Here is a 26,749-nt window from a genome sequence, read left to right on the forward strand (position 1 = left end):
CGGAAAGCGAAGCGCCTGGAGCACAAATCAACAGCCTAGATTAACACAGCAAAAAATAAAAAAATTGAAAAATAATTGAAACATTTTTGTAATGTCCATCGTCTATATTAACAAATGCCTTCATATTATGAAGTAAATACCTTAATGTATTCGTTGTAAGTATAATGAATATTAGAGAAAAAGCAAAATGCAGAGGCTAATTAAACCTCTGCACAGTTAAGCTTATTGTAATATTTTAATCTTGACCTTTCTAACTCCCCAGCGGAAAGCCTCCGCTTTCGATGGAAAGAAGACATCAATTTTATGTCCCTTTATTGCTCCACCAGTATCAGACGCCACAGCATAGCCATAGCCTTCTACATAAACCTTTGTTCCCAGTGGAATCACACGAGGATCCACAGCAATTATCTTTGCATTTGGATTTGCACGTAAATCAAATCCTGTTGCTGTTACCCCTGAACAGCCATTACAATAGGCTGTATAGGCAGTAGTATTAACATAAAACTCAGTTCCAGTTTCTGCTCCACGAGAAACTTGAATATCTAATTCCTTCGTTCCAACAGCCACAACTTTATCGAGTTTCTCTCTAAGACTCTGCTCACTAATTAATTTTCTTGAAACTTCTTTACCATTTTCCAAGATAACTTCATATTCTCTTGAAATAAGCCCCTGTCTGCCATCTTTGACAGTTACTTGCTTTCCTTTTTCCAAGCTCTCATCTTTCTTGGTGATCACGGCAAAGTGAACTGGTTCTTCCACTACATCGGTGACTTTTTCTACGCGTATGACGTTAATAACGCCATCCTTTTTCACTGTCTCAGATATTGACGGTTCAACTCGGTCAAATTCATTAAGTTTAATTCCCTGTTGTGTTAAAAAGTCAGCGACCGTAGCCGAAGTGGACCATACTTGCTGTTCTTTTCCGCCGTCAACTAGTGTAAGATGAAGAGCTGATTTAATGCGAATATCCATCTTGCTTTTGATTGTTTCCTGCGGCTTGGGTGAAATTTCATCTTGTTCGTTCAATACAATTTGTTGCTCTTTTAGTAGCTCAGCGACCGTACCTGCTGTTGTCCATATCGTTTTTTTCTCGTTGTCTTGGACAATTTTAACCTGCTTTGCTTGTTTCCAGACAATTACTTGATTGTCTTTCACCTTAGCATCAGCTGAAGGTGACAAGTAGTCTTTTGAGTTGAGTGGTATTTCAAGTTGAGCGAATACATCCTTAACTGTATTGGCATGCGTTTTTACTACTTTTTGCTTTCCGTTAAGAGTCAATGCAACTGTATACTTAGATCCTTCATAGTATGAAAAACCAAGAAGTGCTGCTAAAACTACAAAACTAGCAAAAGTGATCGCCAACCTTTTTCTACTCAAAGACTTGGAAAACAGGTTTTTCATGTTTTTGAATACGATGAAAAACGCCTCCTTCTCTCGGAGAGATTATTGAGAAACATGCTGCCGGCTGTCAACCCTTGCATTTGTTGTGAACGTATTTCCTATTATGCATATAGTTGGGAAATTTGCAAAGGGAAACTTATCGACACGGTTATCCTATGAGGAAAAGGAGACGTGTAGAACTTTAAGTTATATTAAAAAATTTGGACAAGCTTCTATTAAAGTCGACAAGCTTGTCTATCAGTTTATGTCGAATAATTTTTTTGCATTAGCAGTCGTGACGATGGCAACTTCTTCAAATGATATGCCTTTAATTTCAGCAATTTGCTCTGCAACTAGCTTAACAAATCCTGGTTCATTGCGTTTTCCACGATAAGGATGCGGCGCTAAATACGGGCAGTCTGTTTCAATCAGCAGTTTTTCTAACGGAACCACAGCTGCCACTTCTTTGGGTTTTTTGGCATTTTTGAACGTAACCGGACCCCCTAATGAGATAAGAAAATTCATTTTTAGACATTCTAAGGCAACCTCTGGGCTCCCGCTGAAGCAATGCATGATTCCTCCAACTTCGGCAGCATCCTCTTCTTGTAAAATTTCTACAATATCAGCTGTTGCTTCCCGATTATGAATCACAATCGGAAGTTTTACTTTCTTAGCCAATCGGATTTGCTTTCGAAATACTTCCTTTTGGATGTCTTTTGGAGACTTGTCCCAATGATAATCTAAGCCCATTTCCCCTATTGCCACTACCTTTGGATGGGCAGCTAACTCTTCGATCCAAAGCAAATCTCCATCTGTCATATCAATCGAATCTACAGGGTGCCAGCCAACGCACGCATAGATAAACTCGTACTCTTCTGCCAGTTCCATAGCCCTCTTAATCGTTGGTCGGTCGAACCCAACCACTGTCATATAGGAAACACCTGCTTCTTTTGCCCTTTCGATAACTTCCTGTAAATCCTCATCAAATTGTTCCGCGTTTAAATGGACATGTGTATCAAATAACATGACTGTTTCTCCTTTATTTATATTCTTATGGCTGTGTCGAATGATAGTGAGAAAAAAATAGAAATGTCTCGAAAATTGTTTCACGTGAAACATTAAGGGACATTTCTATCGTTAAATTATTTTACCTTTGAACCATTTGGAAGGGACTGATCGACTGTTGCCAATGAGAGTGATCCATCCTTTGAACCCGCTAGGATCATTCCTTGTGACATTTCTCCACGCAGCTTTACTGGTTTCAGGTTCGTAATGCAAATGACTTTTCTACCCACTAAATCTTCTGGCTTATAGTATTGTGCAATTCCTGAGACTACTTGCCGTTTTTCATAGCCTAAATCCAACTGAAGCTTTAGAAGCTTATCTGCCTTTTTGATTGGTTCAGCCTGAATAACTTCTGCCACTCTCAAATCAATTTTCATAAAGTCGTCTATAGCAATTTCATCAATTTCCTCAGGCTTTTCATCTTGTTTTACTTCTTGCTTTTCCTCAACAATTGGAGCAGAACCTCCCATTTTAGCACGGATAAATTCAACTTCTTCTGCAATTTCAAGGCGCGGGAACAAAGGATTTCCTTTCGAAACCTTTGTTCCATTCGGAATTACACCGAAGGTATCTAAGCTCTCCCAAGATTTAAGTTCTTCATCGTTAACACCAAGCTGTTGGAAAATACCATTCGGTGTCACTGTTAAGAATGGCTGGAGAAGAATCGCTGTTCTTCTTAAGGATTCAGCTAAATGGACCATTACACTTGCCAGTTCATCTTTACGTTCTTCTGCCTTTGCCAATGTCCATGGCTGTGTTTCATCTATATATTTATTACACCTGCTTACTAATTGCCAAATGGATGTTAGCGCAACTGAAAACTCCATTTTCTCCATGGCTTCTTCATATTTAGCAACTGTTTCACGATTGACCTGAAGCAGTGCTTTATCAAACTCACCTGTTGAATCCGAATAAGCTGGAATGACTCCATCAAAATATTTCTCAATCATTGCCACTGTACGATTTAACAGGTTACCAAGATCATTTGCTAAATCAAAGTTAATTCTTTCAACAAATCCCTCTGGTGTAAAGACACCGTCTGCCCCAAATGGCACTTCCCTTAATAAATAATAGCGAAGTGCGTCGAGACCATAGCGGTCAATTAATGTAACAGGGTCCACTACATTTCCTTTTGATTTTGACATTTTACCGTCCTTCATTAATAACCAGCCATGTGCAAAAACCTTTTTAGGAAGTGGAAGATCAAGCGCCATCAACATGATTGGCCAATAAATCGTATGAAAACGAACAATTTCTTTTCCAACAAGATGAACATCAGCAGGCCAATAATTCAAGTATTTACTATCATTATCTGTTCCATAGCCAAGAGCAGTAATGTAGTTCGATAAAGCATCTATCCACACATAAATAACATGTTTTGGATCCCCCGGCACCTTTACTCCCCAATCAAAGGTTGTTCTAGAAACGGCTAAATCCTCTAAACCAGGCTTAATAAAATTATTAATCATTTCATTTTTACGTGATTCCGGCTGGATAAACTCTGGATTTTCCTCATAGTATTGCAATAATCGATCAACATACTTACTCATTTTGAAAAAGTAAGATTCTTCTTTAACAATTTCTACTCCCCTGCCGCAATCAGGACAATTTCCTTCCACTAACTGGCGGTCAGTATAAAAAGATTCACACGGTGTACAATACCACCCTTCATACTTGTCCAGGTAAATATCTCCCTGTTCAAGCAGTCTAGCGAAAATCTTTTCGACAATTTGTTTATGTCTCTCATCCGTTGTCCGAATAAAGTCATTATAGGAGATATCGAGCTTTTCCCATAAATCCTTAATCCCATCCACAATTTCATCAACATACTGCTGCGGGGAAATCCCCTTTTCCTCTGCTTTACGCTGAATTTTTTGACCATGCTCATCGGTTCCCGTTAAATACATAACATCAAAGCCGCGCATCCTTTTATAGCGTGCCATTGCGTCTCCTGCTACTGTGGTATACGCATGACCAATATGTAAATTTCCACTTGGATAATAAATCGGAGTAGTAAGATAAAACGTTTTTAATTTTCCTTGCATTTGGGATCCTCCTAATATAGGTACATAGACTTTTCTACTAAATCATTATAGCCCTTTTTCGCCCTCTTATATCATCAAAATATACCCAAAAATCAATAAATGTGCAATAAACCCAACTATCACTAAAAAATTTATTTTATTTTTTCCTCTGCTCCCCCCATAAAAATGTTTATTACTGTCGAAAATTATACTAATGAAATAGTTTTATTGTAGTTTTTTGTCGAATATTACATTTTCATTAAAAAAGACTATATTAATCCAACAATAGTATTAAAAATCTATTTCATTTGAATGGTCATTCATTATCTATTGATATATCAACATTCTTGTAAACTCATAATATTTACCATTACTTTTTACTATAAAGTAATTGACGGAAATGGGAATGGCTGGTATTATTAATTTATAAAAATAATGTCGAATAATGACGAATAGATAGAGAAATAAATTAATAGGTTTATTATGAGAGGAGCTAGTAAATATGAAATCTACAGGTATTGTACGTAAAGTTGATGAATTAGGCCGTGTGGTTATTCCAATCGAATTAAGAAGAACACTTGGTATCGCTGAAAAAGATGCACTTGAAATTTATGTTGATGAAGAGCGTATTATCTTAAAGAAATACAAGCCAAATATGACTTGCCAAGTAACTGGTGAAGTTTCCGATGATAACTTAGCACTTGCTGGCGGAAAACTAATCCTTAGCCGCGAAGGCGCTGAGCAGCTAGTAAATGAAATCAAAAGCCAATTTGAATTAGTAAAATAATATACAGTAAGCTTCTCCTCAAGAGGGAGAAGCTTTTTTTTAATCTAGTCGACGTGGTAGGCCTGATACACCTCACGTTTGCTTATCCCCCGGTCTATTGCGGTTTGTTTGATAGCTTCTTTTGAGGGAATCTGTTTTACACTTATGTAGTGATTTACATGCTCCTCTATCGACAAGGTTTCCCACCAGTTCATTTCTTCTTGCTTTAATTTACTCTCATCCGCACCTTCAACAATCAAACAAAATTCGCCACGAATTTCATCCTGATTGGCCCACTCTATTATTTCCTCTAAGGTTCCTCTAATAAATTCCTCAAACTTTTTAGTTAACTCCCGGCAAATAGCTATTTTGCGATTACCAAGGACATCATACATACTCGTTAGAGTTTCTTTGAGTCGATGCGGTGACTCATAGAAAACAAGAGTTCCTGTTTGTTTTTTTAAGCTCTCTAACTCCGTTTTCTTCTCTTTTTTGCTTCGGTTTAAGAAACCATAAAAATAGAAGGGCTGACATGTTAGCCCCGAAGCAATTAAAGCTGGAAGAGCTGCATTTGCACCAGGTAGTGGGACTACTGTCACTTTCTCATTGATTGCAGCAAGAACCAATTCATATCCTGGATCTGATATAGCAGGCATGCCCGCGTCACTGACTAAAGCAATCTTCATGCCTTCCTTAATCTTGTGAATGAGCTTCTCTCCACTCGATTCTTTATTATGTTCATGATAGCTGACAACAGGGGTTTGAATTTCAAAGTAATTACACAACCTTTTTGTGTTTCTTGTATCCTCAGCTGCAATCAGGTCCGCTTCTTTCAATATCCTTACAGCACGAAAACTCATATCTTCAAGATTACCGATTGGCGTCGGAACAAGATACAGTATTCCTTTATGTGCCTCGTTCTCAAAACTCTTTTGCTGCCACACTATGACCACCCGTTTCTTTTATTCTCCATATAAAATCTTTCTGATTTCCGCAGTATACTCCCCTTCTTCATTATAAACAAATAAGGGAGCAAGTATTTTTAAATCAGGACTGCCATCCTTTATTGCTTCAATTAGCAGGGTATTCGCTTCTTTCCCTTGCTTTGGATAGACAAACTGAATACGTTTTGGTTCAAGGCGATATTGTCGCATGACCGAAATGATATCCATTAACCTTCCTGGACGATGAACAAACGCCACCTTGCCGCCCTGCCTCACTAATTGACTTGAAGCCTTAACAGCATCCTCTAGTGTACAAAGTATCTCATGACGAGCAATGGCTAAGTGCTCATTCGGATTCATTTCTTCCTTTGAGGAAGTAGGAAAATAAGGCGGATTACAGGTTACAACATCAAATTTCCCATGTCCCAGCTTGTTTGGCATTTCTTTTATATCACCATGAATCATCTGAAGGCGGTCCCCGAGACAGTTATACTCAATACTTCTTACAGCCATATCATATAAGCGCTCTTGTATCTCCACACCAGTAATCTTCCCTTTTGTACGAGCACTTAAAAACAGTGGTATAACTCCATTCCCACTGCATAAATCAAGTATATTTCCCTTTTGAATAGGAATATAGACAAATCGAGCTAATAAGACTGCATCAAGCGAGAAGGCAAAAACGGATGGACTTTGAATAATCCTTAAATTTTCTGCAAGCAAATAATCAAGTCGCTCATCATTTTTTAAATTAACCAATGTTATCCACCTCAAAATTATATGTAAAAAAATAAGGCTGACCTGGGTCAACCTCTTCTAAGTTATTTCTTATTAAGAAAGGAGAGACAAAATAAGCAATCGCCTTCCTTACGCAAGCTCCCAAAATGTAGATTACAAATGTGAAATCCTTCTTGGTATAGACGAGCAAGGTTATCATAGCCTTCACCGATGTCCAAAGTTCGATCACCAGCAGACGCAGGGGGATTTGTCCCCTTTTTAACTTTCTCATCTTTCTTATCTTTTTCCGTGGTTAAATCTAAACGGCGTCTTAGATGTTCATTTTCAAGCTTTAAGTAATGATTCTCTTCTAGTATTTCGGCTAAATGCTGCTTTAATTCTCCGAGCTGTTGGTAAAGATGGCCAATTTGTGTTTCCATATTACTTACTGATTCAAATATCTCTTTTTTATCCACGTCTCACACCTCTTAATCTGTGGATTGTATAGAAAAGGCACCTTCTTTAATAATTTCATTCAATGTATACTCCAGAACTCGATCCTGTTCCTTTATTTCCACCTGAAGTACCCGCTCTAATATATTTAATCCTACCACTTTTCCTCGGCCTTGAGGAGTTTCAATCATTTCCCCTAAATCAGGCAGCTGAGCTTTTGCTGCTTCATATTCATCATTTTCATATTTCAAGCAGCACATAAGCCTGCCGCATAAACCGGAGATTTTAGTAGGATTCAATGAAAGATTTTGATCCTTTGCCATCTTAATGGAGACAGGATCAAAATCGCCTAAAAATGTGGAACAGCAAAGCATTCTTCCACATGGACCAATTCCACCAAGCATTTTCGCTTCGTCCCTGACACCGATTTGGCGCAATTCAATTCTTGTCCGAAAAATAGCTGCTAAATCTTTTACTAGCTCACGAAAATCAACTCTGCCGTCAGCCGTAAAATAGAAAATCACCTTATTTCGGTCAAATGTATATTCAACATCGACTAGTTTCATATCTAGTTGATGTCCATTTACTTTTTCATTACAAACTTCATATGCTTCCTGGGCAGCTTGTTTATTTTCTTCCACAATCATTCGATCCTTATGATCTGCAATCCTTACTACCTTTTTTAATGGCAGAACGACATCATGCTCCTCAACCTGTTTACGTGGAACAACAGCCTTACCGTATTCAACCCCGCGAACAGTTTCGACTATCACAAAGTCATCCTTTTGAATTGAGAGATCTCCTGGATCAAAATAATAGATTTTCCCCGCCTTTTTAAAGCGCACTCCTACAACATCATACAAATGAAGATCCCTCCTGCAAATTTAACACAAGCTCTTCCATCATTAGCTGTGGGTTCATATTGGCCTGCAGCTTCCTTTTTGCCTCGAGAATTGCCGACATTTGATCCGATAACCGCCGTCCGGATGTTTCAAGAGCATACTGCCTTAACACTTCACTTTCAGCTTTAAAGACGATTTGCTCCTGTTTATCTAATTGTATATATAATAAATCCTTAAAAATAAGAAGTAAAAGATCTAACCCACGATTAATCTGTTCTTTCTCTTTAAAATGTGAAAACCAATCACCTTGAAGTGTTACCATTGCTTCTAAAGGATTTTTTTTCAACACCTCATATAATTTTAACACTATTTTTTGAGCTTGTGCAAACCAATCATCGACATTTAATTCATATGCTTCATCAAGACTATTCGTCAACTGTGCTAATAATGGCGCCTTCATTGGATTTACGCCATTTTCAGTCAATTGATTAATCATTGATTGTGGAGATAATGGTTTAAATGATAAAATTTGGCACCTTGAAAGAATCGTTGGCAACAGTTGCTGAAGCTGCTCAGTTAGCAAAAAAGCTGTCGTTTGTGAGTTTGGTTCTTCCAGAAACTTTAGCAAACTATTTGCTGCACTCACACTCATTTTGTCAGCATCGCTTATCATATAAACCTTTCTAGACGATTCTACCCCTTTTTTGGAGAACTCCTCCTGGAGGGCTTGGATTTGCTGTTTTTTTATCGATAATCCATCAGGCTCAACCTTATGGACATCGGGATGATTACCGCTGTTAATTCGCCGGCAATTATGACATGTCTCACAAGGTTTATAGCCTTCTAGTAAGGAATCGCAAAATAAAGCTTTAGTGATTAATAAAGCGATTTCTTTTTTCCCAGTCCCTCTGATTCCCTCAAGTAAATAGGCATGGGCCACACGATTCTTCAACAAACTGTTCTTTAACATTTTTAGCACGGCAGGCTGCAGCTCTTCTAATTGATCCCATGTTTTTACCAAGCTTATCACTCTCTTACCAGTAGTATCGTTTTAAAAATGCATATATTGCTCAATTGGCAGAACGAAAACAGTAGCACCGCCAACCTCAACTTCAACAGGATACGGTATAAAGGAGTCTGCATTTCCACCCATTGGAGAAACAGGTGCCACTAATTGATCACGTGATTTGCAGTTATCTTTAATGATTTGCAATGCACGGTCTACTCGTATATCCTCTGTTCCAATCATAAAGGTGGTATTGCCAGATTTCAAAAAGCCACCTGTCGTTGCCAGTTTAGTCGCTCTAAAATTATTGTCAACCAGCGCTTTTGATAACCGGTTGCTATCCTGATCCTGAACAACAGCAATGATAAGTTTCATCCTAACCAACCCCTTCATCCACATTTCATTATCTTTCCTATATTATAACAGGTATTTGTCCTTCTCACATTGATATTCGACAGTGAGTTATTTTGAAAGTTGTCTGAAATTACTTTCTCACAAAACTGGGGAAATGTAACATAACCTTAAAAGACAACGATTACATAAAAAAAGGTATAATAATATTATAGGATATTATTATTGGTAAGAAAGGCGAGCAATCAATGCTTACTCTACTTAAAAAATGGAATACTTTACGGAATCAAATTTTATTTATCTTCTTATTAGTTATGATCATTGTTCTATTGATTGTCAGTCTGCTTACGTTGAGACATGTTTCCTCTTTATTAAAAAATAATGCTGAAAAACAAATCCAACAAGTGGCCATTGAAGCAAATGGACGAATAGAATCACTTTACGAACAAATTAACATGTCCTCAAAGCTTGTGATAACAGACGAAGAGGTCCAACGGATTTTAACCAATGTCCAGCACAGAAAAGAAGTATCTTTTAGTGACCGTCAACGTTTAATGGGACATATCAACAGAATTTTGGGGAATACAGATGGAATCTTTTCCTTTCAGCTCTTTGCTGGTAAACAACAGCGTGTTCTACCCCTTGATGAAGACTCTTTATTGAACCGAATCGATAAAAAGTGGATTAATGAGGCGAATACAGCAAAAGGAAGAATGGTTTGGATTGGTGAGGATCCAGCTGATAAAAACTACTTTCTCGCCATTCGCAGTGTAAATTTAATAGAAAAGCAATTTAGGAATGGAGGTTATCTTTTAATTAGTATTAACCGCAATCATATTAAATTTGCAAACGAAACCAACGAAAACAATCAATACACCATACTTTTAGATCAAGACCAAAAGCCAATTATCAACAATTATAATGGAGATATAAAGAGTATTATCGAAAGCAATGAAAATATTGTTCAATTAAAACAGCGAGAGTATATAGTGACAAAGCAATCATCCAAGCTCACAGGTTGGACCGTGCTTATTTTAACCCCTGTAAGTGAACTAACAGAGGGAATGTCAGGGATTCGGACAGGGTTTATTTTATCTGGAATATTTGGTGTATTCATTTTTACAATCTGCTCCTTTTTCCTTTCCACAGTCATTACAAGGCCAATAGTAAGATTAACAAAAACTATGCAGCGTGCGGGAGAAGGTTCATTAACACTGAATCCTAGTGTTTCTTCTGTAAATGAAATTAATGAATTAAACAGTACCTATAATCAACTTGTTAAAGAAACGAATCATTTAATCCAGATGGTTTATCAAAAGGAGATTTTACGAAGCCGCAGCGAATTGAAAGCTCTTCAAGCACAAATTAACCCTCATTTTCTCTTTAATACATTGGATGCGCTTCATTGGTCACTTGAAGAAAAAGATGAAGAAGAATTGTCTGAACTTGTCTTAGCCATGTCCAATTTATTTCGTTATACCATTACAAAAGAAACAGATGATGATTGGGTGTTTTTGAAAGACGAAATCAAGCATATAGGTGACTATATGGAAATTATGAAAATGCGTTTTGGAGACAGATTACAATGGCAGGTAATACTTCCCGTAGAATATGAGCTTGTAAGAATACCAAAACTGATTATCCAGCCCTTGATAGAAAATGCAATTTTGCATGGCGCAGGAAACAAGCTCGGAAATTGCCTCGTTTCAATAACGGTTGTACCGATAAAGCGGGAAGCCACAGAATGGATTTGCATCTCTGTTCAAGATGATGGTCTTGGTATGGATAAAGAGCGGCTTGAGTGGATTACTCAATCAATGAAAACTGGTGGTACCTCTTCAGTGAAAGGAAAAGGAATGGCCATTTCCAACGTCTACAAACGCTTAAAATTATATTACAAAGGAATCACACATTCAGACCTTTTGATTGAGAGTAAGTTAAACATGGGCACAAGGATTTCATTCGAGCTGCCAATTGATGGAGGAGAGTAAATGCTTACTAAAAATATCGTAATCGTTGACGATGAACCTAGAACAAGGCAAGGCTTGCAGAGAACGCTAGAGAGTTGGAATAATGGTGACTTTACCATCCTCACTGCGGATAGCGGCGAGGAAGTCCTGGGGATTATGGAAGAAAAGAAGATTCATATTTTGCTTTCTGATATCCGCATGCCTGAGATGACTGGATTACAACTATTAAAAACCATAAAAGAAAAGGGGTCCTCTCCTGTGGTCATAGTTATTTCAGCTTACTCCGAATTTGAGTATGCTCAGGAAGCTTTAAGACTAGGTGTAGTAAACTATCTTTTAAAGCCTATCGGTAAAAAGAAGCTGATTGAAGCTGTTGAGGAAGCAGTTAAGGTTATGGAAAAGCAAGTAAGAGCCGGGATGATTGAAAAAGTAGTGGATGAAAAAATAGTCGAAACCAACAACAAAATGGATTCGTCGAAAGATCCTATTCGCAAAGCCATAGCCTATATTGATCAACATCTAAAGGATGAATTGACTCTTAAGGACGTAGCTGCTCATGTTCATTTAAATCCGAGTTATTTCAGCGTGTTGTTTAAGGACCAAGCCAATCTAAATTTTAGTGAGTATGTAACAAGACGAAGGATTCAGCGTGGAAAAGAATTGGTTATTTTAACCAACCTGCCTATCAATGAAATCGCTGAAGAAGTCGGCTATAAAACTTCTAAATACTTTATTAAAATCTTCAAGGAACATGAAGGTATAACTCCAAGTGCCTATCGAAAAGTAAACAATGAGAGCGTTTTCTAAAGATGATGGTACTTTTCCTAATCTTAGTCCCCTTTTTTGATTATTTCTTAGGTGTTAGACTTTAATTGTAAGACATATCTGAAAACACATTAAGGGGGTTTTATTTCAATGAGAAAGAAAGCGTTTTCCACTTTGATATCTTTTGCATTAACGGGCGGGCTTGTTTTAGGAGGCTGTTCATCATCATCAAGTACATCTGAAGATTCGGGTAAGTCAAGCAGTGACAAAACAGTTGTAAAAATGATGCATTTATGGCCAGAAGGCAGTTCAAATGCCCAGTATACAATTGTTGATAACATTATCAAAGCTTATGAAGAAGAGAATCCAGATGTCGATATTCAAACGGAGATTTTAGGAAATGAACAGTACAAAGAGAAAGTCAAGGTTTTATCTGCTTCAAATGAACTTCCAGATGTCGGGATTACTTGGGCAGCTGGTTATATGAAACCTTTCGTTGAAGGAAATATGTTTGCACCTTTAGATGATATTGCTCAAAAGGATAAGTTTGTTGCTGGTACACTTGATGCTTTCTCTGTTGATGAAAAACCATACGCCTTACCTCTTGAATTAAACATTACCCCAGTGTATTACAATAAAGAAATTTTCAAAAAGCATAACTTAGAAGCTCCAAAAACATATGAAGAGTTCTTAAACGTTGTGGAAACACTTGTTGATAAAGGTGTTACTCCAATCACTTTAGGAAACAAAGACCGCTGGACAGGCTCTATGTGGTATATGTACCTTGCAGACCGTATTGGAGGGCCTGAAAGCTTAAATAACGCAATCAATCGTACTGGAAGTTTTGAAGATCCAGCTTTAGTTAAAGCAGCTGAAGAAATTTCAAAACTTGTTGATATGGGTGCATTTGTTAAGGGCTTTAACGGACTATCAAACGATGAAGCAAAGGGTTACTTTATGAATGAGCAAGCAGCCATGTACTTAATGGCAACTTGGGAATTACCAAACTATACTACCAGCCCTGATGTTGCTAAGGAATTTAAAGAAAAAGTTGGTTACTTCAAGTTCCCAACATATGAAGGTGGAAAGGGCGATATTGATAGCTATGTAGGCGGCCCTGGTGTTGGTTTATTCGTATCTGAACAATCAAAGGTAAAAGACGAAGCGAAGGCATTTGTTTCTTACTTAGTAGAAGAATGGGGCAAGCGTTCCGTTGTTGACGCTGGTGTTATTCCAGCAACTAAGGTTGATACATCCAATGGCGATCTTGACCAAATGTACATTGACATTCTTAATGATTTAGGGAAAGCTACTAATCTAACACTCTATGCAGATGTTCAAATGTCTGCTGGCGTGGCTGATGTTCACTTAAATCAAATTCAGGCATTATTTGGCGGACAATCATCACCTAAAGAGTTCACAAAAACACAAGAAGAGGCTCTTGCTTCTGAGAAATAATTTCTTTGCAAGAGGGCATATTGCTAAAAAATATGTCCTCTTCTTTATAGAAAGGAAGGGGACTAACCAACATGAAAAATGTTATGTCAAATAAATTTGTGATCGCCCTTTATACGCTCCCTGCTTTATTTCTCATTCTTGTCCTTATCTATATTCCAATTGGATTATCAGGTTATTATGGTTTAATGGATTGGGACGGAATTGGTGAGATGAAATTTATTGGGTTAGAAAATTATATCACTTTGATTCAGGATAAAGTTTTCTGGACAAGTGCGTGGCATTCTTTCCAATTAGCCATTTTTTCTACGGCTAGCTTACTGTTATACTTAGGAATTTCACTTGTTTTAGCTAGTAAAATTAAGGGTTCGGATTTATTACGTAAGATATATTTAATTCCAATGTTATTATCATCTGTAGCCATTGCCCAGCTTTGGATGAAGATTTTTGACCCAACGAATGGAATGGCCAACAAATTACTTGAAATGTTTGGCGTGGAAAATACACCGATTTGGTTAGCAGATCCAAAGATTGCTCTTTTCGCAATTTTCATCCCAGTTATTTGGCAGTTTGCAGGATTTTATATTCTTATATATTACGCGGCCTTAAAAAATGTGCCAGATGAAGTTATCGAGGCTGCAAAAATTGATGGTGCTAACCCGATGCAAATAGCTTTTAAAATTAAATTACCGCTCATTTCTGGAGTATTTAAAGTAACGATTATGCTTGCAGTAGTTGGTTCATTAAAGTATTTTGACTTAATTTATGTCATGACTGGCGGAGGGCCAAACGGGGCAAGTGAAGTGATGGCCTCATATATGTACAAGGAAGCATTTAAATTGAATAACTTCGGTTATGGCAGTGCCATCGGATTTGGACTATTAGTCATCTGTCTGATCATGACTTGGCTAACTTCGAAACTAACGAAATCTAATGATGATGTTCAATTTTAAGGGGGAGTGAAACAAGATGAGTGAGGTTAGTACACAACAAACAACACCGAACCTTTCCGTACCCAAAACTACGAAGAAATCATACTTGAACAAAATCGGATTTGGATTTCTTTATCTAATATTAGGGTTGTTTGCTATTATTCAGATTTACCCATTAGTCTGGCTGGTTTTCTTTTCACTGAAAACCAATCAAGAAGTGTTTGGAATGTCTCCTTTCGCTTTACCGCAAGACCCGCAATGGGAAAACTACACAAAAGCTTGGACTTCTGGAAATATTGGGCTTTACTTTTTCAACAGCGTTTGGATTACGGTATTATCGGTCGTCCTTACAATTATTCTTGCTAGTTTCGTAACGTTTGCTGTTACACGGATGCACTGGAAATTAAGTGGTCTCGTTCTCGGATTATTTTTAGTAGCTTATATGATTCCCTTGCATTCAACATTAATTCCTTTGTTTAACATGTATAACAATTTGAATTTAATTGATAATCCAACATCGATTGTCTTGTCTTATACAGCCTTTAACTTACCGTTAACGATTATGATTTTATTAGGTTTTTATAAAACTTTCCCACGTGAAATTGAAGAAGCAGCGGTAATGGATGGATGCTCGGTGCACCGAATCTTCTTCCAAATTACCCTGCCGATGACCGTGCCCGTACTATCAACCACTGCGATTATTAACATGATTTATAACTGGAATGAATTCGTCTTTGTAAACACATTCATCAGTTCAGATAATTGGAAAACACTAACTGTTGGAATCAACAACTTCGTAGGACAATACTTAACAGATTGGGGTGCCATTGGGGCCACTCTTGTTATCAGTATTGTGCCAATTCTACTTACCTTCTTATTCTTAAGTAATAAGATTGTTGAGGGTATGGCAGCCGGTTCAGTCAAAGGTTGATGGTTGGAGGGATTAGAGTGAATGGAACTAAAGCAGCAAATCAAATCCATTCTGCCACTGATTGGATTGCCAAATTTGCTTATATAAATTTATTATGGATTGGATTTACGTTGGTCGGTCTGGTCGTTCTTGGACTTTTCCCTGCTACGATTTCGATGTTCACAGTCATTCGTAAATGGATTATGGGGGAAGAAGATATTCCAATTTTTCAAACCTTTTGGGCAACCTATAAATCTGAGTTTCTTCGCAGTAATGGACTAGGCTTACTTATTGCAATTGTAAGCGGACTAATTGTTCTTGATTTAGTTTTTATGAAGAATTTGGGAAACGGTTTTACGAATGCAATCCAAATCCCTCTTTACATGTTTATGTTTGCAGTAGTCATGACAATGTTTTACCTGCTCCCGATTTATGTTCATTATGAGTTAAAACTGATACAGATGATTAAAAATTCATTTTTTATGATGCTCATTAACCCTCTTGAAAATCTCGTAATGATCGCTGGTATCGCTGCCATGTTTTTTTTGGTGAAATTTATCCCAGGTTTAGGCTTTTTCTTCGGCGGCAGTCTTTCAGCGGCAATAATAATGGCATCAGGCTATCTTGCTTTTAATAAAGTAGACAAAAAGAAACAGATGAACTAACTATTAAAATTGTTCAACGAAAAAGACAGATAGGAGGTGTTTCTTGTAAGAAGAAACCCTCCATCTGTCTTTTGCATTTTTAAAACTTAAGCTTCGTTTATATTGTTTTGCTCCCTTAATAAGGGCCTCTAATAAAATCCTTTACCTCCTCCTGATAGAAACATTGTATCTCTTGCTTTTCTTCTGCTGAAAACGACTTTGTATCCAAGGCAGAGAGATTGTCCTTTACTTGTTTAACATTTTTAAATCCTGGAATGATACATGTAATTTCTTTTTGGTCTAGAATCCATCGCAGTGCCGCACTAGCCATTGATTTTCGGCCTTCTGCAATCCACTTTAACCCATCAGCCAACTCTACACCTTTATGGAACCCAAGACTTGCGAAGGTTTCCCCAACATTAAAGGCCTCTCCATTTTCATTAAATCGGCGATGATCGTTGGCTTCGAAAACATGGTCAGAGGTAAATTTACCAGTTAGCAGTCCACTGGCAAGCGGTAATCGAACCAGAAGGCCAACCCCTTTTTGATAAGCTTCGGGTATTAATGTTTCTAATGGCTTTTGGCGGAACATATTAAATATGATTTGCAGGCTCTTAACATTTGGATGCTCCAAACAAATAAGCCCCTCTTCAACAGTTTCCACACTGACACCGTAGTGACGAATTTTCCCTTCTTTCTTTAGGCGATCTAGTGCATCAAATACATTTCCATCTTTCAGAATCTCCGTTGCAGGGCAATGAATTTGATACAAATCAATTGCTTCTCTGTTTAGACGGCGAAGGCTGTCTTCACAATAAGAGCTTACTTTTTCATAGCTGTAATTTTTCGGATCATAAATATCACCCTGACGGCAGAACTTGGTTGCAACATGTATCTGATCTTCCCTGCCCTTTGTGGCCTTGGCCAATAACTCTTCACTATGACCATCTCCATATACATCAGCCGTATCGAAAAAGTTAACACCCTGACCAATCGCGTATTCCAAGGATTTTAGGGCTTCTGTGTCACTTGTCATGCCCCATGATCCGCCGATTGCCCATGTGCCAAAACTAACCTCACTAATCATGATTCCTGTATTGCCTAGTTCACGATAATTCATATTAACAGCTCCTAAATACCAGAATAAACGACACCCCCAACCCCACATCCGTTTCATATTTAGAATCCGTCCGTTTCCAGGGGTCTTTAAGGCTATTTTCTAAACTCTCTTAATTGATCATTCAATTCCTTTGTTTGAGTATACACTTGTTGGTAAACGGTAAAAAGTTTCTTATAAGCTTCCACATTTTCCTGATTAGGATAAAAGGTTTTGGACATTTGGATAAATACATTTGCACATTCTTTAAGTGACGAATACCACCCACAGCCGTACGCTGCTAACATTGCCGCACCCAATCCAGGACCTTGCTCACTTGTAAGCTTTTCAATTTTTGCATTAAAAATATCCGCTTGCATCTGCAGCCATGTGTCGTTTTTCGCTCCGCCACCAATTGAGATAATCGAATCAATCTTCTTACCGGTGCTTCTAAAAATATCAATTGATTCGTTTAAAGAGAACGTAATCCCTTCAAGAACCGCACGGGCAAAGTGCTTCCGCTCATGAGATGCATCAACACCAATAAAGCTGCCGCGGATATTAGAATCTGCGTACGGCGTTCTTTCGCCGACAATATATGGCGTAAATAATAAGCCGTTGCTGCCTGCAGGTACTTCTTCTACCCCTGCTAAAAACTGATCAAATGCTTCTCCCTTGGCAAATGTATCTTTAAACCAGCTTAAGCTATAGCCAGCTGCAAGGGTCACACCCATTGTATAGTAAGTATTTTCCTCGCTATGGTTAAAGTAGTGTACCTTTCCTTCAAAATCAAGATCATTTCTTCCTTCATAAGAAAGGACGACACCAGAAGTACCGATACTAGCTAGCGTTTTTCCTTCTGCTAAAATCCCGGAACCAATCGCACCGCACGCATTGTCCGCACCGCCCGCGAATACCTTAGTAGCTTCTGATAATCCCGTTGCTTGGGCAAACTCAGCCGTAACCGTCCCAACAAACGCATGAGATTCTACTAATGGTGGACAGAAATCAGCTGAAAGACCGAATGCCTCTAACACTTCGCCGCTCCATTCACGTTCTGCAACGTTTAACAATAACGTTCCCGCGGCATCAGAGTACTCCATGTGGATATTTCCTGTAAGGCGATAACGAAGATAGTCTTTCGGAAGCACAAACACGCTTGCACGTTCAAAAGTCGAAGGTTCGTTTTCTTTCACCCAAAGAATTTTTGGCAGAGTAAAGCCTTCTAATGCTGGGTTTTTTGTTACAGCTAATAAACGCTCTTTGCCGACAACGTCGTAGATTTCCTGACATTGCTTTGTCGTTCTTGTGTCATTCCACAAAATTGCATTTCTTAATACTTCGTTGTTTTCATCTAGTAAAACTAGGCCGTGCATTTGGCCGGAGAAGCTGATGCCCTCAATATCATTTACGTCTCCATTGAACTGCTGGATGAGTTCAGCTAAACCTGCTGTTGTTTTTTCCACCCATTCTTCTGGATTTTGCTCACTGTAACCTGATTTTTCAATAATAAGAGGATATGCCTTGGATACTTCCTGGCAAACCTCACCATTCTGATTTACGAGTAAAATCTTTACGGCGCTCGTTCCGAGGTCAACACCAATTACGTATTTCATTCTGTATCATCCTTTTCTAAAAAAAGTGCTGGAGTAATAGGCCGCCAGCACTTTTTTATGATTAATAGATTAAACTGTTACACTTGAAAGTGTTTCTAGTAGATATTGGTTGATTAACGCTTTTAGGCGCTCTGTTCTGCCTGATGTATTTTTGATTTCTGTTAATCCAAGAGCATATGCTTCAAGCTCACGGAAGGTAGTTTTTCCTTCTACGATGTCTAAGCCAATACCATTTGTATAGCTGCTGTAGCGCTCTTCTATGAAGCTATCAAGCACTTTATCTTCGATTAATTTGTTAGCAACTTTTAAGCCGATTGCAAATGCATCCATACCAGCAATGTGTGCATGGAATAGATCTTCTGGTTCAAATGAGCCACGACGAACTTTAGCGTCGAAGTTCAAACCGCCTTTCCCTAAGCCTCCGTTTTTCAAGATTTCGTACATTGCTAATGTATTAGAATACAAGTCCGTTGGGAATTCATCTGTATCCCATCCAAGCAATGTATCACCTTGGTTAGCATCAACTGAACCAAGCATACCGTTAATACGAGCTGTTCTTAACTCATGTTCGAATGTGTGGCCGGCTAAAGTAGCATGGTTTGCTTCAATATTGAACTTGAAGTAATCTGTTAGATCATATTTTTGTAAGAATGCCAGACCAGTAGCCACATCGAAATCATATTGGTGCTTTGTTGGCTCTTTTGGTTTTGGCTCGATTAGGAATGGAACATTCAAGCCGATTTCCTTCGCATAATCTACTGCCATATGGAAGAAGCGTGCTAAGTTATCTTGTTCAAGCTTCATATCGGTATTCAGAAGTGTCTCGTAACCTTCACGACCGCCCCAGAATACATAGTTTTCTGCGCCAAGCTCTTTCGCCACTTCTAAAGCTTTTTTCACTTTCGCTGCAGAGTAAGCAAACACATCTGCATTTGGAGAAGTTGCAGCACCGTGAACATAGCGTGGGTTAGAGAACATATTCGCTGTATTCCAAAGCAACTTAGTCTTGCTCGTTTTCATGTATTCTTTGATCATACCAATGATAACATCTTGGTTTTCGTTAGTTTCTTTTAATGTCCTTCCTTCAGGAGCAATGTCAACGTCATGGAATGCGAAGAAAGGAACATTTAATTTTTCAAAAAGTTCAAATGCTGCTTCTACACGTGCTTTTGCTAGATCTAAACCTTGATAGGCATTCCACGGACGGATAGCAGTACCTACACCAAACGGATCTGTACCGTCAGCATTAAATGTGTGCCAGTAAGCGACGGAGAAACGAAGGATTTCTTCCATTGTTTTTCCATTAATTTTTTCCTCGGGATTATAATACTTAAATGAAAATGGATTTTTTGATGAAGCACCCTCAAATTGAATTTTATTTACGTTTTCGAAATAAGCCATGTGGTTATTCCTCCTAGTAGATTAATGGTTTCAGTTTAACAATGTAAATGCTTACAAAAGATTATTAATCTCTTAAACTAAAACTTTTGCTTGATTAGATTATAGCACCGTAAACTTTGTTTGTCTATTCAATAAACTAAGATGTTTAAAATTTTTTAACACCTACTGCCCGCCTGCTTTCTACTGATTTGTAACATGCATCAATAACACGCATATTTTTAAGAGTATTTTCAGCTGAATAAGCTGGTTGAGATTCTTCTCTAATCGCTTGTGAAAAATGGTCAATTTGTAGTTTATATTGATCGCCGTCAACACTTTCAGACCGGTTCCCAGTTCTGATTGAATGAGAATCACTCCCTCATTACCGATGACATCAGGACGATAGGCCCCCGGTACAGTAATCCTTCCCCTTGATCCGATAATTTCATATTCCTGTCTAAAACACATATCAAAACTGCAATCAAAAACACAGTTTAATCCATTTTCCATCTTCAAATAGACAATCGAAGATAGATCGATTCCAGACTCCAAATCTAGTTCAGCAAATGCCTCAACCTGGACTAGTTCAGACCCAGTAATGTTACGAATAGCATGGATACAGTAACAGCCTATATCGTATATACTGCCTCCTCCCATTTCCTTGTTCATCCTGATGTTCTCTTGCTATCTTCTAAGAAAAAAGAAATACATGCCCGCATGAATTTAATTTCGCCTATTTCACCTGATGCGATGATTTCTTTTACCCGCTTATGTTGTGGATGAAATTGATACATAAAGGCTTCCATAAATTTCACATTATTTTCAACACAAACAGCAATAATTTCCTCTGTTTCTTCAACCGTTAAGGCAGCCGGTTTTTCGACAAGGATATGTTTTCCATATTTGGCTGCTTCAATCACCCAATGCTTATGTAAATGATTCGGAAGAGGGATATAAACAGCATCAATTTCTTTGTTTTTAAGAAGCTCCTCATAGGATTCATAATAATAAGGGATGGTAAAACTTTCTGCAACATCCCTTGCTTTCTCTCCCCTGCTGGCAATTCCAATTAGTTCTGCATTATCAGAACGTAAAATTGCAGGAATCACCTGTGTTTGGGCAATTCCTGCCGTACTCATAACTCCCCAACGGACCTTTTCCATTTAAATCGTTCCTTCCTTGATGAAATTTTACAATTAGGTTTGTATATTCAATGAACAAAGATTGTGGTAAAATAATACTACTGTCAAAAATAAGGAGCCTTATTAATGGAAACCATGTCATGGAACCAACAAATTGTAAAAAAAAATAATAAAGCACTCGTATTACAATTAATTATGGAAAAAGAACCAATCTCAAGGGCAGACATCGCTCAAGTATCTGGTCTACACAAAGCAACTGTTTCTTCTTTAGTAAATGAATTATTAGAAGAAGCACTTATTTTTGAATCTGGGCCAGGAGAATCAAGCGGCGGCCGACGCCCTGTAATCCTTCATTTCAATAAAGTTGCAGGATATGCAGTTGGCATTGATATCGGGGTAAACTATGTTTTATGTGTTTTGACAGATTTAAATGGCAATATTCTAATTGAAAAAAATCAATCTGTAAAACGAACCCCTTATCCTTCAATCATGACCATCATTCAGAGTATGATTCAGTCGATTATCGATGAAATGCCCGCTAGCAGGTATGGAATAGTCGGTATAGGAGTAGGTGTACCAGGAATTGTTAACAAACAGGGCTCTATCCTTCTTGCGCCAAACTTAGGATGGACCAATATTCAGTTAAAAAAGGACCTTGAGGAATTATTCCATGTACCTATCATCATTGAAAACGAAGCAAATGCTGGGGCTTTTGGTGAACAACAATTCGGTGCAGGTCAAGACTTCCAAAACATCGTTTATATCAGTGCTGGAATTGGTATCGGTGTCGGGATTATTTTAAACAAAGAATTGTATCAAGGCAAAAATGGATTTTCTGGTGAAATGGGACATATGATTATCGATCTCAATGGAAAGCCCTGTAGCTGTGGGAGCAGAGGATGTTGGGAAGCATATGCTTCTGAAAACGCACTGTTGGAGTTGGCTAACAGTGATTCGCTTGAGTCATTAATAGAATTAGCGGAAAACGGTGATGAAACCGCTCAGAAGCTTTTCGGAGAAATTGGAACTTACTTAGGGTATGGAATAAATAACATTATTAATACCTTTAACCCTGACCAGGTAATCCTGGGTAACCGATTAGCATTAGCAAGACAATGGATTGAGCAGCCCATTCGAACAACGATTGAAAACCATACACTCACGCACCACCAAAAAGAAATGCACTTAAATTTTCCAAAACTCGGAAAATATTCAACATCATTAGGTGTATCTGCTTTCGTTGTGGAGAAATTTATCAAAGAAGAAGTAAAATCTTAATCAATGTAATACACCCCTGCTCTTATTAAAGGAAGCAGGGGTGTTTATTTTCCATTATTAGAGTCATTAAAAAATGTTAGTTGTTTGGATATACAAAGTAATCAACTTCAGTTATAATGAAATTGAAAGTATCTAAACTGGCTATTGGAGAGATATGATAATGAAAAACTCAAAACCTAATGAACCTTTAGTTACGCACATTTATACTGCAGATCCTTCCGCACATGTCTTTGAAGGAAAGCTTTATATCTATCCTTCACATGACCTTGATCATGATGAACCTTCTAATGATAATGGTGACCAATATAAGATGGAAGATTACCATGTCCTATCCATGGATAATGTTAACTCCCCTGTTGTTGACCACGGGGAAGCGCTTCACGTAAAAAATGTTCCATGGGCATCTAAACAAATGTGGGCACCTGATGCAGCTTACAAAAACAACACGTATTATTTATTCTTCCCAGCAAGAGATAAAGATGGCATATTTAGAATTGGTGTCGCAACAAGCCCTAATCCTGCAGGCCCTTTTACACCAGAAGAAAATTACATACCTGGCAGCTTCAGCATCGACCCAGCTGTATTAGTGGATGAAGATTCAAAAGCCTATATTTATTTTGGCGGTCTTTGGGGTGGACAGTTAGAAAAATGGCAGACTGGAGCATTTATTTCAGATGCTGAAGGCCCAGCTCCGACAGAACCTGCAATAGGTCCGAGAGTAGCTGAATTAAGCGAAGATATGCTGACATTTAAAAGTGAACCGAAGGAAATCTCCATTATTGATGAAGATGGCAATCCGATTCTTGCAAGTGACGAAGATAGAAGATATTTTGAAGGACCATGGGTTCATAAATACAAAGGCCTTTACTATTTGTCTTATTCTACGGGTACAACCCATAAAATTGTTTATGCGGTAAGTGAAAACCCACAGGGTCCATTTGTGTTCATAGGAACCATTCTTACCCCTGTTATTGGCTGGACCACACATCATTCGATTGTAGAGTTTAACGATAAGTGGTACCTATTCTATCACGATTGCTCGTTATCAGATGGAGTGAACCATAAGCGCTCTGTGAAATTCACTGAACTTAATTATAACGAAGATGGAACGATTCAAACGATTTACCCTTACGGAGATAAATAAACAGATTAAAGGCTGGCTTCATTATTGAAGCCAGCCTTTTTCATGTATACTAAGAACCTTGTTATTTCAGCCTACTTATTAATACTTCATTGATATCAGCCATAACTTTACCAATGTCTTGATTTGCATCTATTCTAACCATTCTTTCTGGGAACATCTTCAATACTTCTTCATACCCTTCCCGGACTTTAACATGGAAGTTTATTTCCTCTAAATCTAATCTGTTTATTTCTCTCCCTTTATTTTTTGCAATTCGATTTAAGCCTATTTGAGGATCCAAATCTAAGTACAAAGTTAAATCAGGCATTAAGCCTTCAATTGCAAATTTATTTACCGAATAGACCTCATTGATACCTAACCCTCTTGCAAATCCCTGATAGGCTAGGCTGCTATCAATAAATCGATCACATAATACAATATTGCCTTCATTAAGAGATGGGATTACCTTTTCTACTAAATGTTGTCTTCTTGCAGCAGCGTAAAGCAGAGCTTCTGTTCTACCATCCATTTTAATATTTTTTTTATCTAAAATAACTGAACGAATTTGTTCAGCTATATCAATTCCTCCAGGCTCTCTTGTGACAACTACCTTTTTTCCATTGCTTTCAATAGAATCTCGAATGAAATTTATTAAGGTTGATTTGCCAGATCCTTCGACTCCTTCGAGGGTAATGAAGTAACTCATATATATTGCTCCAATCATTTTTTCATTTTAACTGCATGTTTTAACTACGTTAATTAACTTTTTATCTAAAAAGGATCCTCCTTGAAATCTCGCTCCCATTTCTATTAGTTGGATTAGCTGATTGACCTTTTCCTCTAGAATTAACTCCCCCATTAATAATAAGGGAATACCAGGCGGATATGGTGTGATTGTCTCGGCACATACATGCCCTGCAGCTTCTGTAATAGATATTGCTTCCATCTGAACATTTGATAACTTCTCATAAGGAATGGCCAGCTCAGATATCTTGCCAGAGCTAATTAGAAAGTCCTCTTCTACTGGATGATTTGGTAACTTCGCCAATAAGTTTTTCATTCTCCTGCTCACTTCTACTAGTGGATAGTCTTGATTTTCCTTCAATAAAGGAAGAACTAATAGCACATTATAAGGATCTGCCATTTCTGTATATATAGCTATCTCTTCTAATTTTTCTTGGAGTTCAAATCCGCTTAACTTTGATCTTGACTGTATAGTTACCTTTAATGTGTCCCCTTGTGAGTCAGGATAATCCAATACCTTAATGCTTTGAATCCTAGACAGCTCTTTTTTAAAACCTGCTATTTCATTTTGTAAATATTCCATATCGCTTTGTTGGTAGGTTGCTAAATAATTTCTCGCTAGGTCAAGTGAGGCCATGATAACGTATGACGGACTGCTTGACTGTAACATTTGCAGGTACTCTTTGACTACGTCACTGTTAACGCGATGGCTGTTTATATGTAAATAGGACCCCATTGTCATGGCTGGAAGGGTTTTATGTGCTGATTGTACGACCATATCAGCTCCTAATTGAATAGCGGAAGCCGGGAATGGGTCTCCAATAATAAAATGAGGCCCATGTGCCTCATCTACTAATACAGGAATGTTATGAAGATGTGAAAGCTCTATAACACTTTTTAAATCATACACCATTCCATAGTAGTTCGGATAGGTTAGGACAATCGCTATTGCTTCTGGATAGAGGGAAATAGCTCTTTCAACTACTTCTTTGGAGACACCTGTTGCCGTCTTCCAGTCCTGATTATATTCTGGTTCTAAAAACACCGGGCGCGCCTTTGCTAGTTTTAGGGCATTTAGGACTGACTTATGACAATTTCTTTGTACCAGGATAACTTCATTTTTTTTACAAACTGACAAGACCATGGCTAGATTTCCCACGGTAGATCCATTGACTAAGAAAAAGCTTTCCTTGACCTGATAAAGTGCTGCTAAGAGCTCTTGTGCCTCTTTTATTGCACCTTCAGGGGAGTGCAAATCATCTAAACCAGATAATTCTGTAGCATCGATTTTTAATACTTCCTGAAATAAATTTTGTGAGTGCTGGTGAAGAATAGCCCCCGACTTATGTCCAGGAACATGAAATGAAATTGGATTATTGTTATTATGTTTATGTAGTGCTTCGTATAATGGAATTCGATTTTGTTTATTCATCGTCATACTCCTTATAAGTCTCATTCATTTTAACAAAAAACGACATCAGCTACCCCTTTTTAGGCAAAAAAATAAAGCCCGGATGGACTTTTTATGAAAAAATTTCAGGTGTTGTTATTTTTTTTAGTTGTTTTAGATAGTATTTATATTTTGGATCATGTGTTTCTGTTTGAATCAGGTCTTCTTCGCAGTCTGTACATATAAATGAAGTATATAGATGTATCCCTTTTTGTTTTTGATTTTCGCAAATTACGCACGTTTCCTGGTAATGATTATGCGCTAATGAACTCAACCACACCACCTCCATACACCTATTCTTCCCGATATTTCGGAATTGTATACAAAATTTAGAATTATCCTTATCAGGGCATCCCTCGATATATCTTATGTTGGTAATTGCATTTGGGTGTATGTCTAGTAGCGATTTCTTGTAAAACACTTCGTACTTTTTTATAGTTATTGATTAGGATGCTTGGCATTTAGGGTTGAGGGATGGGGATGATCTGGGCTGTAGCTTCTATTCGTTACTGTTTTCTCTATAAATGTCGCCGTACGGGCATGAATAACTCCTATACGTTACCGTTTTCTCGAAAAGTGTCGCCGCGCGGGCACGAATAACTCCTATACGTTACCGTTTTCTTTAGAAGTACCGCAGTGAGGGCACGAATCTTGATCCATCATTTTATTTACGACCTTTTGTCCTTTCGGACAACA

General features: G+C 37.9%; 26 protein-coding genes and 1 pseudogene. 9 read left to right on the forward strand and 18 right to left on the reverse strand.

The window, feature by feature from the left end; genetic code table 11:
• Nucleotides 1–222 precede the first annotated feature (222 nt).
• From CHI06_RS21875 to metG, 3 genes are all read right to left on the reverse strand, one after another.
• Nucleotides 223–1,401, reverse strand: a complete 1,179-nt coding sequence (locus tag CHI06_RS21875) for a G5 and 3D domain-containing protein (protein WP_095250689.1) — start codon at nucleotides 1,399–1,401, stop codon at nucleotides 223–225.
• Nucleotides 1,402–1,638: 237 nt separating this feature from the next.
• A complete protein-coding gene (locus CHI06_RS21880) occupies nucleotides 1,639–2,406 on the reverse strand; it encodes a TatD family hydrolase (RefSeq protein WP_095250690.1) in 768 nt (255 codons plus the stop codon).
• Nucleotides 2,407–2,522: 116 nt separating this feature from the next.
• Complete coding sequence (gene metG / locus CHI06_RS21885; RefSeq protein ID WP_095250691.1) at nucleotides 2,523–4,490, reverse strand: methionine--tRNA ligase; 1,968 nt, start codon at nucleotides 4,488–4,490, stop codon at nucleotides 2,523–2,525.
• A gap of 481 nt (nucleotides 4,491–4,971) precedes the next feature.
• Here metG and CHI06_RS21890 point away from each other — a divergent pair, with 481 nt between their 5' ends.
• Nucleotides 4,972–5,256 (forward strand): AbrB/MazE/SpoVT family DNA-binding domain-containing protein, encoded by a 285-nt coding sequence (locus tag CHI06_RS21890; protein WP_095250692.1) that lies wholly within the window; start codon nucleotides 4,972–4,974, stop codon nucleotides 5,254–5,256.
• 44 nt (nucleotides 5,257–5,300) lie between these two features.
• On the opposite strand, the gene rsmI is transcribed toward CHI06_RS21890, so the two are convergent.
• The 6 genes from rsmI to CHI06_RS21920 form a co-directional block, all read right to left on the reverse strand.
• Nucleotides 5,301–6,179 (reverse strand): 16S rRNA (cytidine(1402)-2'-O)-methyltransferase, encoded by an 879-nt coding sequence (gene rsmI, locus CHI06_RS21895; protein ID WP_095250693.1) that lies wholly within the window; start codon nucleotides 6,177–6,179, stop codon nucleotides 5,301–5,303.
• Nucleotides 6,180–6,197: 18 nt separating this feature from the next.
• On the reverse strand, nucleotides 6,198–6,938 hold the full coding sequence (locus tag CHI06_RS21900; RefSeq protein WP_095250694.1) for a tRNA1(Val) (adenine(37)-N6)-methyltransferase: 741 nt from the start codon (nucleotides 6,936–6,938) through the stop codon (nucleotides 6,198–6,200).
• 62 nt (nucleotides 6,939–7,000) lie between these two features.
• Entirely contained in the window at nucleotides 7,001–7,372 is a 372-nt protein-coding gene (gene yabA / locus CHI06_RS21905; RefSeq protein ID WP_095250695.1) for a DNA replication initiation control protein YabA, read from the reverse strand.
• 12 nt (nucleotides 7,373–7,384) lie between these two features.
• Complete coding sequence (locus tag CHI06_RS21910) at nucleotides 7,385–8,212, reverse strand: PSP1 domain-containing protein (RefSeq protein ID WP_095250696.1); 828 nt, start codon at nucleotides 8,210–8,212, stop codon at nucleotides 7,385–7,387.
• Nucleotides 8,205–9,212: a DNA polymerase III subunit delta' gene (holB, locus tag CHI06_RS21915; RefSeq protein WP_095250697.1), complete on the reverse strand. Its 1,008-nt coding sequence runs from the start codon at nucleotides 9,210–9,212 to the stop codon at nucleotides 8,205–8,207. The genes CHI06_RS21910 and holB overlap by 8 nt, the downstream gene beginning before the upstream one ends.
• A gap of 30 nt (nucleotides 9,213–9,242) precedes the next feature.
• On the reverse strand, nucleotides 9,243–9,572 hold the full coding sequence (locus CHI06_RS21920) for a cyclic-di-AMP receptor (protein ID WP_095250698.1): 330 nt from the start codon (nucleotides 9,570–9,572) through the stop codon (nucleotides 9,243–9,245).
• 224 nt (nucleotides 9,573–9,796) lie between these two features.
• Between CHI06_RS21920 and CHI06_RS21925 the strand changes: the two genes are divergently transcribed.
• From CHI06_RS21925 to CHI06_RS21950, 6 genes are all read left to right on the forward strand, one after another.
• Nucleotides 9,797–11,539, forward strand: a complete 1,743-nt coding sequence (locus CHI06_RS21925) for a sensor histidine kinase (RefSeq protein ID WP_095250699.1) — start codon at nucleotides 9,797–9,799, stop codon at nucleotides 11,537–11,539.
• Nucleotides 11,540–12,325, forward strand: coding sequence for a response regulator transcription factor (locus CHI06_RS21930; protein ID WP_095250700.1), 786 nt, complete (start codon nucleotides 11,540–11,542; stop codon nucleotides 12,323–12,325).
• Between the two features lie 108 nt (nucleotides 12,326–12,433).
• The gene (locus CHI06_RS21935) at nucleotides 12,434–13,741 is read left to right on the forward strand and encodes an extracellular solute-binding protein (RefSeq protein WP_095250701.1); all 1,308 of its coding nucleotides are present in this window, start codon (nucleotides 12,434–12,436) and stop codon (nucleotides 13,739–13,741) included.
• A 71-nt stretch (nucleotides 13,742–13,812) separates the two neighbouring features.
• A complete protein-coding gene (locus CHI06_RS21940; RefSeq protein ID WP_095250702.1) occupies nucleotides 13,813–14,691 on the forward strand; it encodes a carbohydrate ABC transporter permease in 879 nt (292 codons plus the stop codon).
• A 16-nt stretch (nucleotides 14,692–14,707) separates the two neighbouring features.
• Nucleotides 14,708–15,601 (forward strand): carbohydrate ABC transporter permease, encoded by an 894-nt coding sequence (locus CHI06_RS21945; protein WP_095250703.1) that lies wholly within the window; start codon nucleotides 14,708–14,710, stop codon nucleotides 15,599–15,601.
• 17 nt (nucleotides 15,602–15,618) lie between these two features.
• Nucleotides 15,619–16,245 (forward strand): YesL family protein, encoded by a 627-nt coding sequence (locus CHI06_RS21950; protein ID WP_257009406.1) that lies wholly within the window; start codon nucleotides 15,619–15,621, stop codon nucleotides 16,243–16,245.
• 115 nt (nucleotides 16,246–16,360) lie between these two features.
• Here the strand turns inward: CHI06_RS21950 and CHI06_RS21955 are convergent, their stop codons facing one another.
• The 6 genes and pseudogenes from CHI06_RS21955 to CHI06_RS30980 all read right to left on the reverse strand — a co-directional run bounded on the left by CHI06_RS21955 (nucleotide 16,361) and on the right by CHI06_RS30980 (nucleotide 21,479).
• Nucleotides 16,361–17,344 carry an aldo/keto reductase gene (locus CHI06_RS21955; RefSeq protein ID WP_095250705.1) on the reverse strand — a complete coding sequence of 328 codons (984 nt, stop codon included), beginning with the start codon at nucleotides 17,342–17,344 and terminating at the stop codon, nucleotides 16,361–16,363.
• Between the two features lie 92 nt (nucleotides 17,345–17,436).
• Complete coding sequence (xylB, locus tag CHI06_RS21960; RefSeq protein WP_095250706.1) at nucleotides 17,437–18,936, reverse strand: xylulokinase; 1,500 nt, start codon at nucleotides 18,934–18,936, stop codon at nucleotides 17,437–17,439.
• 69 nt (nucleotides 18,937–19,005) lie between these two features.
• On the reverse strand, nucleotides 19,006–20,337 hold the full coding sequence (gene xylA / locus CHI06_RS21965; protein WP_095250707.1) for a xylose isomerase: 1,332 nt from the start codon (nucleotides 20,335–20,337) through the stop codon (nucleotides 19,006–19,008).
• A gap of 145 nt (nucleotides 20,338–20,482) precedes the next feature.
• On the reverse strand, nucleotides 20,483–20,677 hold the full coding sequence (locus tag CHI06_RS30975; protein ID WP_306453838.1) for a Gfo/Idh/MocA family oxidoreductase: 195 nt from the start codon (nucleotides 20,675–20,677) through the stop codon (nucleotides 20,483–20,485).
• A gap of 119 nt (nucleotides 20,678–20,796) precedes the next feature.
• Nucleotides 20,797–20,985 (reverse strand): annotated as a pseudogene (locus tag CHI06_RS31165) (Gfo/Idh/MocA family protein); the annotation flags it as partial.
• On the reverse strand, nucleotides 20,982–21,479 hold the full coding sequence (locus CHI06_RS30980; protein WP_306453837.1) for a Gfo/Idh/MocA family protein: 498 nt from the start codon (nucleotides 21,477–21,479) through the stop codon (nucleotides 20,982–20,984). The pseudogene CHI06_RS31165 and the gene CHI06_RS30980, both read right to left, overlap by 4 nt.
• Before the next feature lie 105 nt (nucleotides 21,480–21,584).
• Here CHI06_RS30980 and CHI06_RS21975 point away from each other — a divergent pair, with 105 nt between their 5' ends.
• Nucleotides 21,585–22,736, forward strand: coding sequence for an ROK family transcriptional regulator (locus CHI06_RS21975; RefSeq protein ID WP_095250708.1), 1,152 nt, complete (start codon nucleotides 21,585–21,587; stop codon nucleotides 22,734–22,736).
• 154 nt (nucleotides 22,737–22,890) lie between these two features.
• Nucleotides 22,891–23,880, forward strand: coding sequence for a glycoside hydrolase family 43 protein (locus CHI06_RS21980; RefSeq protein ID WP_095250709.1), 990 nt, complete (start codon nucleotides 22,891–22,893; stop codon nucleotides 23,878–23,880).
• A 61-nt stretch (nucleotides 23,881–23,941) separates the two neighbouring features.
• On the opposite strand, the gene tmk is transcribed toward CHI06_RS21980, so the two are convergent.
• The 3 genes from tmk to CHI06_RS21995 form a co-directional block, all read right to left on the reverse strand.
• On the reverse strand, nucleotides 23,942–24,565 hold the full coding sequence (gene tmk, locus CHI06_RS21985) for a dTMP kinase (RefSeq protein WP_095250710.1): 624 nt from the start codon (nucleotides 24,563–24,565) through the stop codon (nucleotides 23,942–23,944).
• A 27-nt stretch (nucleotides 24,566–24,592) separates the two neighbouring features.
• Complete coding sequence (locus tag CHI06_RS21990) at nucleotides 24,593–26,035, reverse strand: aminotransferase class I/II-fold pyridoxal phosphate-dependent enzyme (RefSeq protein ID WP_095250711.1); 1,443 nt, start codon at nucleotides 26,033–26,035, stop codon at nucleotides 24,593–24,595.
• A 91-nt stretch (nucleotides 26,036–26,126) separates the two neighbouring features.
• Complete coding sequence (locus tag CHI06_RS21995; protein WP_095250712.1) at nucleotides 26,127–26,342, reverse strand: sigma factor G inhibitor Gin; 216 nt, start codon at nucleotides 26,340–26,342, stop codon at nucleotides 26,127–26,129.
• Nucleotides 26,343–26,749 lie beyond the last annotated feature (407 nt).

This window comes from Bacillus sp. 7884-1 (assembly GCF_002272245.1).
Taxonomy (GTDB): domain Bacteria; phylum Bacillota; class Bacilli; order Bacillales; family Cytobacillaceae; genus Neobacillus.

Coding starts and splice junctions, on each gene's coding strand:
- CHI06_RS21875 (WP_095250689.1), bottom strand. CDS start 1,401: ATGAAAAACCTGTTTTCCAAGTCTTTGAGTAGAAAAAGGTTGGCGATC.
- CHI06_RS21880 (WP_095250690.1), bottom strand. CDS start 2,406: ATGTTATTTGATACACATGTCCATTTAAACGCGGAACAATTTGATGAG.
- metG (WP_095250691.1), bottom strand. CDS start 4,490: ATGCAAGGAAAATTAAAAACGTTTTATCTTACTACTCCGATTTATTAT.
- CHI06_RS21890 (WP_095250692.1), top strand. CDS start 4,972: ATGAAATCTACAGGTATTGTACGTAAAGTTGATGAATTAGGCCGTGTG.
- CHI06_RS21920 (WP_095250698.1), bottom strand. CDS start 9,572: ATGAAACTTATCATTGCTGTTGTTCAGGATCAGGATAGCAACCGGTTA.
- CHI06_RS21925 (WP_095250699.1), top strand. CDS start 9,797: ATGCTTACTCTACTTAAAAAATGGAATACTTTACGGAATCAAATTTTA.
- CHI06_RS21930 (WP_095250700.1), top strand. CDS start 11,540: ATGCTTACTAAAAATATCGTAATCGTTGACGATGAACCTAGAACAAGG.
- CHI06_RS21935 (WP_095250701.1), top strand. CDS start 12,434: ATGAGAAAGAAAGCGTTTTCCACTTTGATATCTTTTGCATTAACGGGC.
- CHI06_RS21940 (WP_095250702.1), top strand. CDS start 13,813: ATGAAAAATGTTATGTCAAATAAATTTGTGATCGCCCTTTATACGCTC.
- CHI06_RS21945 (WP_095250703.1), top strand. CDS start 14,708: ATGAGTGAGGTTAGTACACAACAAACAACACCGAACCTTTCCGTACCC.
- CHI06_RS21955 (WP_095250705.1), bottom strand. CDS start 17,344: ATGAATTATCGTGAACTAGGCAATACAGGAATCATGATTAGTGAGGTT.
- xylB (WP_095250706.1), bottom strand. CDS start 18,936: ATGAAATACGTAATTGGTGTTGACCTCGGAACGAGCGCCGTAAAGATT.
- xylA (WP_095250707.1), bottom strand. CDS start 20,337: ATGGCTTATTTCGAAAACGTAAATAAAATTCAATTTGAGGGTGCTTCA.
- CHI06_RS30980 (WP_306453837.1), bottom strand. CDS start 21,479: ATGGAAAAGGTCCGTTGGGGAGTTATGAGTACGGCAGGAATTGCCCAA.
- CHI06_RS21975 (WP_095250708.1), top strand. CDS start 21,585: ATGGAAACCATGTCATGGAACCAACAAATTGTAAAAAAAAATAATAAA.
- CHI06_RS21980 (WP_095250709.1), top strand. CDS start 22,891: ATGATAATGAAAAACTCAAAACCTAATGAACCTTTAGTTACGCACATT.
- tmk (WP_095250710.1), bottom strand. CDS start 24,565: ATGAGTTACTTCATTACCCTCGAAGGAGTCGAAGGATCTGGCAAATCA.
- CHI06_RS21990 (WP_095250711.1), bottom strand. CDS start 26,035: ATGAATAAACAAAATCGAATTCCATTATACGAAGCACTACATAAACAT.
- CHI06_RS21995 (WP_095250712.1), bottom strand. CDS start 26,342: ATGGAGGTGGTGTGGTTGAGTTCATTAGCGCATAATCATTACCAGGAA.